A 15,019-nucleotide genomic window follows, 5' to 3' on the forward strand; every position below is an offset into this window, starting at 1 on the left:
GGACGGGGGCGCTGCCGGCTGCGGCCCGGCTGATCGGCAAGGCGCCTTCCCGAGGTCAGCATCTGGTTCGCCTCCTGCGGTGAGCCCGGGAACTCGGCGGATGCCGCGAGGAGTTGCGCCGTAAAGACCGTCCGCAGGCAGTGGGAGAGCAGCCGTGAGCATGCCCGAGCAGGCACCGCAGTACACCAAGGTCGAGCTGAGCGGCCCGCCCGAGGCGATCGCACGTCTCATGGCCGCGCTCGGCGAGGCGGGGGAGGTCATCTTCGACCACCGGTCCGCGCCCGACGCCCGGGGCGACGTTACGTGCACGGCCCGTGTGGCCACCCTGGCCACCCAGCAGCAGCCGGCGCAGGTGTCAGGGGCGGCGGACGTCGTCGTCCAAAGCAGGCTGAGCGTCGATGCCGCCCGCTGGCCCGGCCTGGGTCAGGCGGCGGGCGCCCAGCGTCTGGAAACGTCCGTGGCCGCCGCTGTGACGGCGCTGGACGGCGTCGACGCCGCCCGGGCCCGGCTCGTCGCCGTCACCTGGCCTTCCGCCACCGCCCGCTAGCCGTGCCCCCCGGCGGCAAGGACAGCCTGCCCGAGGAAGGGCTGTCGCTGTGGCTGACCGACTGGAAGATCTCTGTCGGGATGTCCTGGGCCGGACGCCGCCTGATCGCCTGCGTCGGGCGGTCCGCCGCCGGTCACCTGGACTTCCATGTCCACCCCGACGGGCAGGCGCGGTGAAGGTGTGGATGCTCAACATCCACCCCGAGTTCCAACGCCGGGGCCTGGCCGGCGTTCTCATGGACGCCCTGTATGCCGCCTACCCGGCCGCGTGGATCAACCACGGGGCCCGCAGCCCGGATGGGGCCCGGTGGTGGAACAGCTACCGCGACCCGGCCCCGCACCGCAACGTGCACAACAGGCCGCCGGCCGAGTGGGCCGCCTACTTCGACGCCGTGGAAGTCGCCTCGGAGAAAGCCCAGATCGCGCACCTGAACCGGTTCTACGGCCTGCACGGCCACCGGGACGCCGTCTACCGCTACGACGAGCGCGTCGATCAGGAGGCGGACCACTACAGCGCGCTCTACCAGGAAGCCCGGGCCGTGCGTCTGGACCCGGCGGCGCAGCCCCTGCACGGAGCCACGCGGCTGTTCCTGCCACCCGGCCTGCACGCCTACGTCCACGACCAGTCCCAGGACGCCCTCGGCCGGGCCACCGCGCTGCTGGACCACCTCGGACACGGCAACCTGCCCCGCGCCGCCTACTGGAACACCACCACCACGGCGGCGTTCGAGGACGCCCACCACGAAGAACTCTTCCAGGACACGCCGCCCGCCCGGCCCGCCACCCATGTGGTGTTCACCGTGCGCCCGCAGGCCGGCACCGCGCTGCCCGCCTACGACGCGCTCGCCACCAGCGTGGACTTCACGGGCACCGGCGACCTCGCGGTCGAGATCACCGGACTGTCCTGGCGCCAGGCCCACCAGCCGCACCTGACCCACACCGCCGGCTTCTCCCCCGCCCTCCAGGCCGCCATCGCCCCCTACTCCTGGCGGCATGCCAGCACCGCCTACCGATCCCGCTACGACGAGGCAGGCTTCCTGCGCACACCCCACCCGTCACCGGCCGCGCGCGAGCCGCCCTACGCCGACCGGGCCGCGGAGATCAGCGCCATGGCCGACCGGCTGCTGCACCAACTGGCCCTGCGCACACCCACCGCCAAGCCCCCACCGACACCGGCACCGAAACCGGGCGGCGCGCAGCAGCAGACGCCTCCCCCGCCGCCCCGGCCGCAGCACGGGCCCGGCCGGTGACACCAGCCACGTACTGCGCGACCGCCTCGTTCATGGGCAGTCGCGGGCGTTGACGAGTTCGGACAGGGCGGGGAGGCTGGCGGGGATCTTGACGTAGGGGACCAGGCTGCGGCCGTACCGGCGTGCGTGTGCGGCGCACTGCCCCTGGTCGGGGACGGTCACGGTGACAGAAGGGTCCGTGTTGAGCAGGGCCAGGGTGGCCAGGAGGGTGCCGACGGTGGCCATCAGCCCCGTGAGGACCGGCTCGAGGCTGTCGGCCAGTACGCCCGGGTGGTGAGGGTCCTCGGGCAGCGCGATCTGTATCGCCGGCCCGTCCGTGCCGTGTTCGCGCTCGTAGCGTCCCTGGCCGTCCAATGCCAGGTGCAGGACGGCGAGGGGCGAGAACAGCTTGCCTCTGCCCCACTCCGTGGCCAGGGCCGCCTTCAGGGCATACCCGTCCCCGCTGCTCTCGCAGGTCACGAACCAGCCGAAGGCGGACAAGGGTCCCATCGAGCGGAGCTTCTGCGCCTCGATGAACACCGCCTCCTGCCGGGGCAGCACGCTGTGGTGGCGCAGCCGCGCGAACAGCACCGGGGCGGGCGTGTGCAGCACGCCGTGGTGGACCGCCTCCGCGGCGACGACGCGCGCGTGCTGGATCGCCTCGACCGACCAGCCGGTGCCACCGGGGCGGACCTGGCGCGCCAGCCGTGCCGCGTCGGGGTTGCTGAGCAGGCGGCGCACCCGGACCACGTTCGGCCTGTCCTCGCCCGAGTGCAGGGCGGTCTGCAGGAAGTCATACAGCGAGGGCGGCTGCGGGTGGAGCAGTTGCCGGTCGAACAGGCGCGACATGGGGGCTCTTCCACGGGGCGGGGACGGTGGGCTCCAGGCGGCGGTGGTGGCCGCTGTGCCCGTCAGCCTGCCGTGCGGGTATGCCGCCGCCCGCGGCGTGGGGAGCCTCTTCCCGACGGGTGGGCGGCGGCCTTGCCCGGCGTCCCGTGTCGCGGGACGCCACACTCTGACCGGCCCGGCGGGCGCCGAAGGCGTGCAGTTCGCCGCCGCGCGGCGAGCGATGGGATGCCTGCACGGGCCCGCTGAAGCCCCGGCGTACCGGCGCATGGCGCTCGCCATCGACCGGGTCGGCGGTCCTCCCGGGCAGCGGGGCGAGAACCTGTGGACGCCACACCACCCAGGGACGTGAGCGAACTGCGAGCCAGGAAGGTGAGCTTGGTGCCCGTCTGCTGCTGGGCTTGTCCCGCCGGCTGCGTCGGCGTCATGCCGTTCCCCCCACGGCGGGATTGCCGCGCGCCGTGAAAGGCATGACCTGGTGGAAAAACAGTATGGGGCCCGGCGTCACGGACGCCGGGCCCCACTTTCGTAGCGGGGACAGGATTTGAACCTGCGACCTCTGGGTTATGAGCCCAGCGAGCTACCGAGCTGCTCCACCCCGCGTCGGTGGTGCCACTCTACACAAGCCTCCAGAGGCCGGCGGGGGACGTCAGCCGCGGACGATGTTCTCGGCCTGGGGACCCTTCTGGCCCTGGGTGATGTCGAACGTGACCTTCTCACCCTCGACCAGCTCGCGGTAGCCGTTGCCGGCGATGTTCGAGTAGTGGGCGAAGACGTCCGGCCCGCCGCCGTCCTGGGCGATGAAGCCGAAGCCCTTCTCGGAGTTGAACCACTTCACGGTGCCGCTGGCCATACTGCGTCCTTCTCGATCTTGCCGGGGGGGTACCGGCCGGGGTGAGTAGCGGGCGACTGCCCCTTGCGGGAAGACACCCGGCATCCCTCCTACCCCGGCCAGGGCTCGGTCATTCGATCATGCGTCCAGGTGACCTGGGCGGCAGCCAGCGACCGACCGCATCCGGACACTTCCCGCGACGCACCGCCCCTGACCGCCCGGGAAGTGCACTTCTGCCGCCTAGGCTGGACCGTGCCGTCCCGGTGGCCCCCTCCGTACCACCGGGACGCTGCATGTCAGCGGTCGCGGATCCGGTGCGCGCCGTCGACCAGCTCGGAGCCGGCGTGTCAGCTCTGCGGCTGGGGAAGCACGCCGGGCTCGACCGGAACCAGGCGCACGTGAGTGTTACCACCGGCCTCGAGTTCTGCCTTGCGCCGCTCGCCGCTGACCTTGTCGTAGGCCACCGCGGAAGCCTGCGCCCGTCCGTCGGTGTCTGTCCAGGTCAGGCCGTAGTTCTGCATCGTCGTCATGCGCTCATCATCGCCGCCGGCACTGACAATGCCTGTGCGGGGTCCGTGGCGGGCCGGCCGCCGCCGATCCGCAGACGATCTGGCGCGGCAGGACCGCGCGAAGCTGCGAGCTGAAGAAGTGGTGTGGGGCCCGGACCGGGCCGGGCCCCACAGGGCCAGGCATGACGCCTGGCGCATCGGCGTGTTCAGCCTACGGCCCCACGCTGGGAGGGCGTTGAGGGCGGTCCCGCGCGGCGTGCGATCGGAGCGCGGGACCGCCGAGCCCGGTCGTCCTGTCAGAGCCGGGCACCAAAACCGTACAAAACCGGATCATCATCCGCACGCACCTCGGTGCGTGACCGCGGTTTCTCCCTTCAATGATCAACGGTGCGCGACGCTACCTTCAGCAGGACTAGCGGTCCGCGGGACAGGCCACCGCGACCTCGTCACGGCGGCAGAGCGCACACCGGCACCGTGCGGTCTCCGTGTGCTCGGCGAGCGCCCGGCACAAGGGGCAGGCACACACGACCGGCGGGGCGTGGTGCGCGGCGGCCGGGGCGGGCCAGGCGCCGGGACGGTGTCCCCGTGCGCGGCCGCCGTCCCACGGCCGCCCCGCGGGGCGCGGGCGGGGGCGGGTGATCCGGGAGCGCAGGAACGCGGGCAGGACTCCTGCGCGCCGCATGGCCGCGACATCGGCTGTGGCGACGTCGCCCGTCGCGTCGGCTGCCGTCATACGCGTGGCCGGTGTGCGGATGCCGGGCGCGCGCGGAGGTCTGCGGCAGCGGGGCAGGTTCGCCCAGTGCGGCGAAGGCCGGGGAGGATCACCGCCTGCTGCCCGCGTCCGCCAGGTCGGCGGGCCGTCTCACCGGCGGACGGGTGCCGGTCGGGGCGGTGTAGGTGCGGGTGGTCGTCCAGGTGGCGCCGTGGGCGGCCTTGTAGGCGCGCTGGCCGTCCTGCGCGGTCGTGCGGCCCAGGTCGAGTGCCGCGTACCCCTGGTGCGTGAGGTCCTCGCACAGCACGTGCAGCAGGGCGTGCCCCGGGGACAGGTCGCGGTGGGCGGGATCCATCGCGGTGATCAGCGAGTAGGCGCGGCCCCGGTGGTGCAGGCACAGCTGCGCGGCCACCGTCCGGCCGTCCAGGGTCAGCGTGGCGATGAACGCAATGTCGGCGCACTCGGTGAGCACTTCGCGCCAGGGCAGGTGAAGGTCCGGCGCGTGGGCGTCGGGAGGCCGCAGGGCGTTGCGCCGGTGGTGCAGCTCTTCCAGGGTGTCGAAGGCGGCGAGGAGGTCCGCGCGGGTGCGGGTGCGGTGGTATCCCACCCGCTCGCCCAGGGCCTGCACGGTGCGGCGGCGGCGTGTGTGCTCGCGTCGTGTCGAGCGGGACAGGGCCGCCAGATCGACGGGCAGAGCGACGGTGGCGTAGAGGGTCTGGGCGGTGGGCTCACCCCACTGGCTGTGTGCCTGGCGGGCCAGGAGGGAGTCCTCCGGCAGGTCGGCAAGGAGCACTTCGTCCCCGAGGCACGGCAGGTGATCGAGGAGGACGCTCACCGCCTCGGCGTTCTCGCCCACGGGCCGGATCTGCTCGGAGGCGGGGCTGGACAGCGCGGTGATGCGGGTGCGGCCGTCGCGGACGAGTTCGCGGACCAGGGCCAGGGCGGCGACAGGCCGGTCGCCGTCCACGGCGGCGAGGATCAACGGCTCGCAGTGGGCGGGCAGGTGCCGGGCCCACGCCAGCAACCAAGCGGGATCCTGGTAGGCGGTGGCGGCAGCGTCCGCGTCGGCCAGGGCAGGCCACATGCGCGCGAGGAAGTCCATCGCCGGCTGCCCGCTGTACTCACGCGCGTGAAGGCGCCCGGCGGCCGTGGGTCTGCCCGAGTGTTGTGGCCTCATGCAGGACAGCACAGCCCGTGAGGGCAGCACGTGGGCACCGGTGGGCCCGGACGTCCCAGGCGGCGGGAGCCGGGGCCGCACCAGTGTCCGCGGCGTTCCGCACCGCGGACACGACCACCACAGTCACAGCCCCCTGGCGGACGCCACCGGTCGCGTACCGGCGCCTTGAGCCGCCCTCTGGCAGGGTGCCTGCCCGTGTCTCAGCTGGCGCGGGGCACTGACCCACCTGTCGGTTGAAGTACCTGCCGCCAGGAGGTGACGTGGGGTCTGCGGCGCAGCAGCGCTCTGCGTTCGCGCTCCGTCATACCGCCCCACACGCCCCATTCCTCGCGTCTGTCGAGGGCGTCGACCAGGCACTCGGTGCGCACCGGGCATCCCGAGCAGACCGCCTTGGCCCGCTTCTGCCGGGCGCTGTCGGCGAACATCTCCTCCGGGTCGGCCACCCGGCAGGCCGCAGCCTCACTCCAGTGAGGCTCCGCCATCGTCATGTCTTTCCTCCCCGTCGCGACACAACTGAGCTTATGGTGCAGGTCATGAGCGCTGCGGTGCAGGCGGTGGTGTGGTCGTCTCCTGCACCGCCAGTACCCACCCACGGTGCTTCATGCGTGCGGGTGCATCACACTCTCCCAGCGGTCGTTCCGCCTGGTGGGGCGCATGGCAGCCTTCAACTCCCTGCCCGACGCACCGTGCGGGATGGGCAGCGCGACACATGACGCTCGGGCAGCCGAAAGGCCCCTGTATTGACCCGACATGCTCGCGGCTTCCTGGTGACATGGCTGCCTGATATCCGCCGGTGATCTGCACGGACACGGTGCCCGGGAGAGTGGCGATCGTGCAGGACCATGACTTTCGCCCCGTTCGTGTGAGTAGCATCCGGCAGACACATCCAGGTAAAAGGAGCTGCTGCCGTGGCCGACGAGCCCGAGAAGACCCCCATCACCAACGTGTACGCCCAGCAATTCGCCAGCGACCTCGCGGCCAACCGCCAAGAGCAGAGCGACATCGCCACGCAGATCACCGCCCTCCAGGAGCGCCTTGAACGACTCAAGGTGGAGGAAGGCCTGTTGCTGAAACTGCAGGGCACCTTGACCGGGTCGACCGGCGCTGCGACCGGCGAGGCATCGCCGGCAGCAGAGGCGCCGCGCAAGGCGCCAGACGCGGACCCGGCATCCGCCGGGGCGGTCACGGCTGAGCCGGGGACCGTTCCTCAGCCGCGGCAGGACAACCAGGGCAAGGGGGCCGCCAAGAAGACGGCCGCCAAGGGCAGGAAGACCGCGCAGAAGGCTGCGGGCAAGGAGGTCCCGGCGAAGAAGGCGGCGGCAAGCAAGACCACCGCGAAGAAGACCACGGCGAAGAAGGCGACGCCAGCCAAGACCACCGCCAAGAGGGTGCCGGCGCAGGCAGCCACGGCCGAGGAAGCTCCGGCCACGAAGGCCGCCGCGGGCAAGGACGCCCCGGCCAAGAAGGCCGCGGACAAGGAGGCTCCCGCGAAGAAGGCCGCGGGCAGGAAGGCGGACGGGCCGACGCTGCAGGAGCTCATCCTGCCCCTTCTGACCACGGCGCAGGGCCACCCGCAGACGGCGCGCGAGGTGTTCGACGCGTTCAAGGCCAAGCACCCCGAGCGGGCGACGTCCGTGCAGGTGGTGCGCAACAACCTGGAGCTGCTCGTCAAGAACAACCGCGCCGAGAAGTCGCAGCAGCAGGGCTCGGTGATGTACACCGCGCTCGCCGAGGCGGACGCCTCTTCGGCGGCAGGCGGCGAGGCCGGGCAGGCTGCGGTGCCAGCGCAGGCCGAGAAGGCTGCGGCGCAGGTCTAGGGTCCGGCGCGGTGCCGGGCGGTTGGCCCTGTCCGTACGCGGTGTTTCCTCCTGGGGCTGCTCAGGGCAGCCCGGTGCCGCGCTGGGGTGCCTGTCCGTGCGGCAGGCGGTGTTCTTCGGCGGTGCGGTCGTCGTGGCGTGGTCGGCCGGCCGCGGTGGTGTGCAGGCGGGTCCGTGCGCGGGATGCGGCGGTGATGTGGATGGCGCGTGCCGCGCTCCCGGTGGCCGGGGTCGGGGTCAGATCGGCCACGCTGTCCAGGGCGTCCAGAGCGCGCAGGGTGTCCAGGCGGCTGGAGCGCAGCTGTGCGAGTTCCCGCTCGGCCTGCTTCAGCCGCCTCTGCGCCTTGAGGACCTCCTCCTCTGCCAGGGGCGGCCGGCCGTGCTGCGGTGTGCCGTTCGTGAACCGTGCCTGAAGGTTCTCGAACTCGGCTTTGGCGGCGAACAGGGCCCGGATGACCTTGAGTTCGGCGTTGCGACTGAGGCCGGAGTTGTCGACGAGCTGGGTGCGCAGCCGGGTCATGGCCCGGCGTCCCACGGTGCGGGGCAGGAGGCGGTGCAGGGCATCGCGGGTCGACTGGCGCTGCTCGGCCAGGACGTGGTCGATGCGCTCCCTCACGGCCTGCAGCTGTGTGTCGAAGGCCTCGAAGGCGTCGTGTTCGGCCAGCACCCCCTCCGTGGTGGTGGGGAGCTGGTCGGCGGGTGACAGTGTGGCCTGCGCGGCGGCCACCGCGCCGACGTGGCGGGCGCGTTGGGCGGCGTGCTGGGCGTCGACCAGGGCTAGCCCGTGCCAGAGCACCGCATGCCGGGCATCGAGGTCTTCCAGCCGGTGGCGGGCGTACTCGCGTGCGCCTCGGGCATCGGCCTCGAGGCCTTGGGCGCGTCTGCGGTGCCGTATCTGCCGGACCCGGCTCAAAGCATCGCCGGGTTCTGCTCCTGCCGGAACGGGACCGTGCCCGGGCTGGGCGGCAGTCCGGGCTTGGAGGAGGCGGGCTTCGGCCCGCACCAGCTCCTCCATGGCCCGCTCGGCTTCCCGGCCGGCAACCGGGCAGAGCACCCGCCATGCGGCGGCGGCTTCCATGTCGCCGAAGCGGAGCGGAAAGTCGCGCATCACGACGCCGGGCAGAAAACCGCCGACCGCAGCCTGCGGCTCTGCCGCCTGGCTTTCCTCTAGACGGCCGGGGCCGCCGGGCGGATGGGCGGTGGGTTCCGTCTGCTCCGCCTGTGGGGTGCTCTCCTCGCCCGGGATGGACCGCACGCGCTGGTCGAGGTGGTGCAGCAGCTGCTCCTGCGTCTGGTGGAGCCGGGCACCGAGGCGGCTGGTCCGCACCCGGGAAGCCAGCCCGTACAGCAGGGCCGCGGCCTTGAGCAGCTCGGGCATCTGAGCGCTGTCGGGTGCCTCTGCGACGGTGAGGGCGTCGACGATCTGGGCGGCTCCGGCCCGCAGCGCATTCAACTCCTCCTCGCCGGGCCGGGCGGTGGGTGAGTGGGCCTGGAGGTGGGTCAGGACGTCGTCGTGCGGCACGGTGCCCATGGCCAGAGCCCAGATCTGGCCCGCCAACTGCCAGGCAGTCTCGCCGCCCGCGTGGTGCCTGAGGTGGTGGTCGAGCCAGGTGGCCGCCTCGGCGGCCAGCGCGTCCCACAGCAGTGCGGTGTCGTCCCTCCCGCCGGAGGCGGCCAGTTCGGCTTCGGCTTCCGCTTCGGTGAGGAGTTCCCGCACGGGCAGCGGCTGCCATGTCCTGCCGCCGTCCCGGCTGCGGCGCACGGATACCACGGCGTCGTCCTGCTCGTGGGTCAGGTACCAGCGCATCGCCACGACCGGGTCGTTGATCAGCAGCGAAGGACCCGGCTCGCCGCTTTCCGAGGAAGTGACGGCGGCGGACAGGATGAACAGGCGGTCACTGCCTAACACGCGCACCCCCTCCCTCCCAGGAGCCAACGGCCTTAACGGACGCGGCAGTTCACCCTGCCGGTGGTTCGGCCCGCGGTGGCCGGGGCGGCGCGGAAGTTCCCCCACGGCGGGAGGAAACCGTGCCGGGCGCTCCGCCCAGCGGGCCTCTGCGGCGCCTACCCGCCCCCGCTCCTGTGATCAATCAGGGCAGGCGGATCCCGGGCGTGGGCTGTGTCTGGGGGCTGTGGGCCTGCTGGTGCCGGTCGACAGGCGGTAGGCCGTGTGCCGCCGTCTCGGGCTGCTGTGCGCGCTTGAGGGATTGCTGTGTGATCCGGGCGGCGCGCTGGGCGATGGAGTCGGACGGGGACGGCTCCAGGCCCGCCGCACCGTCCAGGGCCTTGACCGCGCGCAGGGTCAGCGCGCGGCTGCGTTTGAGGTCGCCGAAGTAGGGTCTGGCGTCCTCGGCCGCGGTGCGGGCCTGTTCGACCTGCTCGGCGGTCACGGGCGGGCGGCCGAATTCGACCGTGTTGCTGCGGTAGGCAGCTTCCAGGCTTTCCAGGGTGCGTGCGGTGTCGCCGATCGCGTTCCAGGCGGCGTTGTAGGCGGCGAAGCCGAGTCCGGCCCGGTCGATCAGCTGGGTGCGCAGGTGGTGCACGCCGCTGTGGCCGGTGTGCTGGGGGAAGAGCCGGTGCAGGGCGTCGCGGGTGATCTGTCGCTGGGTACCGAGGGTGTGGGCGATGCGGTCCTCGGCGGCGTTGACACTAGCCATGAACGCCTCGTGGCCGGCCACGATCTCGGCGCTGGTCCGCGGGGCCGGCATCTGTTCGCTGGCTTGTGCGGCGGCGACGATGGCGTCGTGGCGGGCCGCCACCGCGGCGGTCTCGGCATCGGCCATGACATGGGCGTGCATCAGCAGCGCGTGCTGGGCGGTCAGTTCCTCCAGCTCCTGGTGCCGGTCGGTGTGCAGGCGCATCGCCCGGCTCTCCTCGAGCCCGGCGGGCCGCTCGGGGTCGGCTGCGGCACTTGCCTCGGCCAGGGCGGTGGCGGCGCTGACCACGTGGGCCATCGCGCGGTCGGCATCGCGCCGGGCCGCAGGAGAGATGACACGCCACGCAGCGGCCGCCTGCAGATCCCCTTCCAGTAGCCGGGGGTAGCCGGGAATCGGCTCGGGCGCCGGTTCGGCGCTGCCGGCATCCGGGACTGCGGAATCCGCGGCTGCGGTGGCCGGTGGCCGGGCGACGTCGGCGGCTTCGGCGGCCTGGAGCGCCTCGGTGAAGTCGTGGGCCGCGTCCACCAGCAGGCGCTCTTCTGCCTCCGGGCCGAGAAGGGACAGACGGTGCAGGTAGGCGCGGGCCGCCCGCTGCGCGGGGTGCCGGGGGTCGGGATGGGTCCGGGCCACCGCGGCGGTCCTCGGGTGGCGGGTGATCAGCTGGCTGAGGATCTTGTGCTGTGCCTGCTCGGCCCGGGCCTTGAGCTGGCCGGTCTCGAAGCCGAAGGTGAGCCGGTTGAAGAGGCGCAGGGCGCCAAGGAGTGCCGTCACGTCCGCGTCGGCCGGGTCGTCGGCCAGAGCGAGGGCGTGCAGGGTGTCCCGGGCGCCGGTGCGCAGCCGTTCGGGGCCTTCGGGCTGCGCAGCGGCGTACTGGCCGGCGAGGTGGGTGAGGACCCGCTCCCCGGGAACGCTGTCCAGCGCCAGAGCCCATATCTCACCGCCGCGCCGCCAGGCGGCCAGGCCGGGCGTTGCGGGCCGGTACTGGACCGGGTCGTCGGGCTGCACGTAGCGGATGCGATGGTCCAGCCAGTCGGCTGCCTCCGCCGCCATCGCCTCACGCAGCACCGCCGCGGCCCGCCGGCCCTCCTGCCCCGATGCCTGTGCCTGCTCGGTGAGGGCGCGTTCGGCGTCCGCGTACAGCTCGCCGGGGGTGAGGGCCTGCCAGGTGGCGCCGCCGTCGTCGCTGACCTGCCCCGCAACGGCGAGGTTCTCCTCCCGCTCGTGGGTCAGGTACCAGCGCATGGCCACGACCGCGTCGTGGATCAGCAGCCCGGGCCCGTCCACATCGGACAGCCAGGGATGGTTGTAGGTGCTGGACAGGGCGTAGAGGCGGTCGGTGTCGGGCACGCGGCAACTCCCTGATCCCGGCGGCATCTGCCGTTGGACGTGGCTGACGGGTTCAGGCTGCCGGGCACACCGCCACGCGGGGGCTGTGGCCTGCGGCCGCTCCCGCCCGGCGGGAGCACGGGACACACCACCGCCCCCGGCGGCCCGCAGGGCGGTCCCCGTGCGGCGGGCCTTGCGGCACGCAGCCGGGCGGGAGGCGAACGGCACGCGGGGGGTGTGTCTTGTGCGGTGGTTGGTCACCGGGGCCGGGCGTGCCCTCCGTTGCGGTGACGAGGTGCCGCGACGGCGAGGTGGGGCCTGGTGCATGAAGAGGTCTGAGCGCCCTGGGTCGGGCGGCGCCGTGGGGGGTCGTGGACATGGCTGCGCCCGCCCGGGATGGGATGAGGGGCCCCGGGCGGGCGCATGGGCGGGAGAGGGTGTCGGCGCTACGGACGCGCCGCGGCGGAGGCGAACGGGCGGGCGGCGAGGTCCTCGTCGGGGCGGGCGCACGGCCGGGCGGCGGCGAACGGGCGGAGGGCGCAGACCGGGCGGGAGGCGGACGGGCGCTGGTTCATCGAAGGCTCCTCGAAGGAAGGGTCGGGCATCGGTCGGACAGGGGTGATCTCAGCAGGCAGCCACCCCCGGTGGCCAGGGACAAAGACGGTCGAAATGCTCGTATCCCTTGGGGTGGGAGGCGAGTTGGCGCAGCGGTCTGGGATGCGGGAGAAATCCGCGTCCACGCCGTCGGCCCGGTCCGCCGAGCGAACCGTCCAGCAGAGGGCAGGGTCGTCGCTTCCGGGGCGAGCACCGATGCCTCTGGTTGTCAGGGGCATCCGGTTGGATGGGCACGTGACTGTCTATGACGTAGCTCGTCGGCTCCCTTCCATCGCTGGCCTGCGGAACCTGTGCCGCTCACTGGCGATGCTCGACGCGATCTTGAGCCCGGACTGGGAAGGCCGGTATCACTCCTTCAATGCCGGCTGGGCCGACGGCGAGGAGATGGCGTCGATGCGCAACGGGTCGGGGGACGAATATTCCATCGTGTTCTCGGCGGCCGGGGCCTACGTCCGTGGATTCGGCCACGAAGCACCGATGAGCCCGTATGGCAACGATGGCGAGCCCTGGCCGGGAGTGATCGACGAGGTTCCGGAGGTCTTCAAGCCCTTCGTGGAAGAGCCGGCGTTCACCGACGAAGACGGCGTCCCCGTCGTGACGGCCTGCCTGTGGCGGGAGGCGGCGGATGGTCGGTGGCGGCACGGCGTGATCGACTTCCCCGCCGAGTGGTCCGACCCCGACGGGGCAACGGGCCTGTTCGGGCTCCTGGTCGACCGCTCGCCGGAGGCGTTCCAGCGCTTCGCCGAGGACTACTACGAGGTTCCCGTGGACCTGGAAGCGGTGCGCGAGGTGTATGCCTTGCGACCGCTGAGCCAGAAGCTCGTGTCATCGCTGAACGCCGAGGTCACCCTCGCAGACCTGGCCGAGGATCTCGCCGAGATCGGCTACCCGCAGCCGGCCCGAGACGAGATATGAGCTTCAGCCGTCGGTGACTCATTGGGGAGCCCAGCCGGACGGTGACCGTAGGGGGTCGTCTGCGGCGTACCGACTCCACGTTCCGCCGCTCTCCCTGAGGAGACGGCTGGTGGTCTTGTCGTGGTAGCCGAGCGCGTCCGCGACGACGGGGCGGGCAGTTCGAGGAGTTGTTGCCGGATGACGGCGCCGCGGGCGGCTGCGGTCGGGCGGCCGAAGATGCGCAGCCATCCGTCGTAGATCAGGACTGCGCAGCCCGGAACACGAGATACCGGCTGAAGGCTTCGTGGCTGTCGGGCGTGAAGCGCCACTCCAACAGGGCCGAGTGAAGCTCCGGCTCGGTCAGCCAGCCATGCCAGGCGACCTCATCGGGATCGGGGATCACAGCGTCCGGAACCACGCTCTCATGTACGCCGAGCCAGTGAGGGCTCAAGCCGCTGCGATTGATGAACGTGAACAGCAAGCGCGGCAGGCCACGGATGCCCAGCTCTTCGGCCAGCTCCCGCGCGGCGGCCTGCTCGTAGGATTCGCCGACATCCACGGCGCCACCGACCATGACCTCATAGAGCCCGGGGAAGCGCGACAGCTGCTCCGAGCGCCGATGGACGAGGATCCGGCCACGCTCATCACGACACACCGTCGAGGCGATTCGATGCAGCCAACCCTCCCGGACGGCCTGCCGACGGGTGACCACCCCCAGGACACGATCCCGACAGTCGACACGCTCCACCAGTTCATCCACGCAGAACACCCTGGCAGAACCCACTGACAACGCCGTTTCTCGGCGAGCCGCTCTGGGAACTCGACATGACGGCTGCTTGGGGCCTTGGTGTCCTGCAGCGCGGGTGAGGGTTTGCGTCTCCTTGATCGCTGGCCGCCGCGGGGCCGCTTAGGGTGCGGTCATGTCTCGAAGATGGTGGATACGGCAAGCGTGGATGTCGGCCGGTCTCCTTGCTTTCACGGTGCTGTCGAACGTGGTCGCGCACCGCAGTTGGCAGGTGACGGCTGCTTGGGCCCTCGGTGTCCTGCTCCTGCTGGGCCTGTCGGTGCTGAACGTGCTGTGGCATCAGCGCTACCGGCCGGAGAAGTTCGAGAAGTACCGCGCCAAGGCCGAGGCGCGATTGAAGCGGTAGTCCCCTCCAGCCCCCCAGGAGCCATGGACACTGCCCTGCCGTGTCCCTACCCCTGCGGACAGCCGTGCGCCGCTGTATGCGACGTGGCCGACAGAGGCGGCTGCGACGGCTCTGGCGGTGTTCAAGCGGGCCGGCAGGAGATGCCGAACAGCCGTCGGCGCCGACGGGGCGCTGTTGAGAGCGCAACGGGCCCGCGCCTCGGCATACGGGCTGCAGGCCGAGGAGCGGGCCTTCGCGGGGCGGACGACGCTGGTCGTTAGTCGGTCTGCATCGGCACGGCGATGTAGTCGCGGCTGACCCAGCCGTACTGGCCCTTGTGCGCGCCGTAGTAGGGCTTCACGTAGCCCCAGTTGCCCCGGTAGCAGGCCCAGTAGACGCCCTGGCCCTTCATGAGCAGTCCCGTGCTGGTGTAGCCGGTGCCCGGGCCGGTGCGAAAGTTGACGGTGGCGGTGACCCGGGTGTCGAGCCGGACCTGGTGGGTGCAAGCCGAGGAGGTGACCGCCGACGCGGGCGCGGCGCCCGCGACCGTGAGTCCGAGGACGGACGAGGCGACGACCGCGGTGGCGACGGCGGCGCCGCGCAGGCGTCGCCCGGTGAAGGGTCGGCTCAGTCCGGATGCGAGTGTCACTGCAATCTCCCTGCTTCGGTGGTGATGCCGACAGGGAGCCTGAAAGCCGCACCGGTCCCGTGGACGTCATGCCGCCGAGG

Annotated in this window: 16 protein-coding genes and 1 tRNA gene; 6 read left to right on the forward strand and 11 right to left on the reverse strand. The window is 72.1% G+C overall.

Annotated features, from left to right (window positions below):
* Positions 1–154 precede the first annotated feature (154 nt).
* Genes ACGFZN_RS35940 through ACGFZN_RS35950 form a run of 3 tightly spaced genes read left to right on the forward strand, consistent with a single transcriptional unit; the run spans position 155 to position 1,796 of the window.
* Complete coding sequence (locus ACGFZN_RS35940; RefSeq protein ID WP_393862663.1) at positions 155–547, forward strand: hypothetical protein; 393 nt, start codon at positions 155–157, stop codon at positions 545–547.
* A 2-nt stretch (positions 548–549) separates the two neighbouring features.
* Complete coding sequence (locus tag ACGFZN_RS35945; protein ID WP_393862664.1) at positions 550–723, forward strand: hypothetical protein; 174 nt, start codon at positions 550–552, stop codon at positions 721–723.
* Positions 724–731: 8 nt separating this feature from the next.
* Positions 732–1,796 carry a hypothetical protein gene (locus ACGFZN_RS35950; protein WP_393862665.1) on the forward strand — a complete coding sequence of 355 codons (1,065 nt, stop codon included), beginning with the start codon at positions 732–734 and terminating at the stop codon, positions 1,794–1,796.
* Positions 1,797–1,826: 30 nt separating this feature from the next.
* Here the strand turns inward: ACGFZN_RS35950 and ACGFZN_RS35955 are convergent, their stop codons facing one another.
* From ACGFZN_RS35955 to ACGFZN_RS35980, 6 genes are all read right to left on the reverse strand, one after another.
* The gene (locus ACGFZN_RS35955; RefSeq protein ID WP_393862666.1) at positions 1,827–2,624 is read right to left on the reverse strand and encodes a hypothetical protein; all 798 of its coding nucleotides are present in this window, start codon (positions 2,622–2,624) and stop codon (positions 1,827–1,829) included.
* Between the two features lie 526 nt (positions 2,625–3,150).
* Positions 3,151–3,224, reverse strand: a tRNA-Met gene (locus ACGFZN_RS35960).
* Between the two features lie 46 nt (positions 3,225–3,270).
* A complete protein-coding gene (locus tag ACGFZN_RS35965; RefSeq protein ID WP_393862667.1) occupies positions 3,271–3,474 on the reverse strand; it encodes a cold-shock protein in 204 nt (67 codons plus the stop codon).
* 326 nt (positions 3,475–3,800) lie between these two features.
* Complete coding sequence (locus ACGFZN_RS35970; protein ID WP_393862668.1) at positions 3,801–3,983, reverse strand: hypothetical protein; 183 nt, start codon at positions 3,981–3,983, stop codon at positions 3,801–3,803.
* A gap of 800 nt (positions 3,984–4,783) precedes the next feature.
* Positions 4,784–5,776, reverse strand: coding sequence for a GNAT family N-acetyltransferase (locus ACGFZN_RS35975; protein WP_393862669.1), 993 nt, complete (start codon positions 5,774–5,776; stop codon positions 4,784–4,786).
* Positions 5,777–6,051: 275 nt separating this feature from the next.
* A complete protein-coding gene (locus tag ACGFZN_RS35980; protein ID WP_393862730.1) occupies positions 6,052–6,333 on the reverse strand; it encodes a WhiB family transcriptional regulator in 282 nt (93 codons plus the stop codon).
* Positions 6,334–6,759: 426 nt separating this feature from the next.
* Between ACGFZN_RS35980 and ACGFZN_RS35985 the strand changes: the two genes are divergently transcribed.
* Positions 6,760–7,668 (forward strand): hypothetical protein, encoded by a 909-nt coding sequence (locus ACGFZN_RS35985; RefSeq protein WP_393862670.1) that lies wholly within the window; start codon positions 6,760–6,762, stop codon positions 7,666–7,668.
* Between the two features lie 61 nt (positions 7,669–7,729).
* Here the strand turns inward: ACGFZN_RS35985 and ACGFZN_RS35990 are convergent, their stop codons facing one another.
* The 3 genes from ACGFZN_RS35990 to ACGFZN_RS36000 form a co-directional block, all read right to left on the reverse strand.
* Positions 7,730–9,577: a hypothetical protein gene (locus ACGFZN_RS35990; protein WP_393862671.1), complete on the reverse strand. Its 1,848-nt coding sequence runs from the start codon at positions 9,575–9,577 to the stop codon at positions 7,730–7,732.
* Positions 9,578–9,758: 181 nt separating this feature from the next.
* Positions 9,759–11,672, reverse strand: coding sequence for a hypothetical protein (locus tag ACGFZN_RS35995; protein ID WP_393862672.1), 1,914 nt, complete (start codon positions 11,670–11,672; stop codon positions 9,759–9,761).
* 425 nt (positions 11,673–12,097) lie between these two features.
* Positions 12,098–12,226 carry a hypothetical protein gene (locus ACGFZN_RS36000; protein ID WP_393862673.1) on the reverse strand — a complete coding sequence of 43 codons (129 nt, stop codon included), beginning with the start codon at positions 12,224–12,226 and terminating at the stop codon, positions 12,098–12,100.
* Positions 12,227–12,500: 274 nt separating this feature from the next.
* Between ACGFZN_RS36000 and ACGFZN_RS36005 the strand changes: the two genes are divergently transcribed.
* A complete protein-coding gene (locus ACGFZN_RS36005) occupies positions 12,501–13,181 on the forward strand; it encodes a hypothetical protein (RefSeq protein WP_393862674.1) in 681 nt (226 codons plus the stop codon).
* 238 nt (positions 13,182–13,419) lie between these two features.
* Here the strand turns inward: ACGFZN_RS36005 and ACGFZN_RS36010 are convergent, their stop codons facing one another.
* Positions 13,420–13,920 (reverse strand): NUDIX hydrolase, encoded by a 501-nt coding sequence (locus ACGFZN_RS36010; RefSeq protein WP_393862675.1) that lies wholly within the window; start codon positions 13,918–13,920, stop codon positions 13,420–13,422.
* A gap of 160 nt (positions 13,921–14,080) precedes the next feature.
* Between ACGFZN_RS36010 and ACGFZN_RS36015 the strand changes: the two genes are divergently transcribed.
* Complete coding sequence (locus ACGFZN_RS36015) at positions 14,081–14,311, forward strand: hypothetical protein (RefSeq protein WP_393862676.1); 231 nt, start codon at positions 14,081–14,083, stop codon at positions 14,309–14,311.
* A gap of 256 nt (positions 14,312–14,567) precedes the next feature.
* Here ACGFZN_RS36015 and ACGFZN_RS36020 read toward each other — a convergent pair whose 3' ends face one another.
* The gene (locus tag ACGFZN_RS36020) at positions 14,568–14,939 is read right to left on the reverse strand and encodes an SH3 domain-containing protein (protein WP_393862677.1); all 372 of its coding nucleotides are present in this window, start codon (positions 14,937–14,939) and stop codon (positions 14,568–14,570) included.
* Between the last annotated feature and the right edge of the window lie 80 nt (positions 14,940–15,019).

Origin of the sequence: Streptomyces sp. NPDC048192 (genome assembly GCF_043202415.1) — a bacterium.
Lineage (GTDB): Bacteria > Actinomycetota > Actinomycetes > Streptomycetales > Streptomycetaceae > Streptomyces.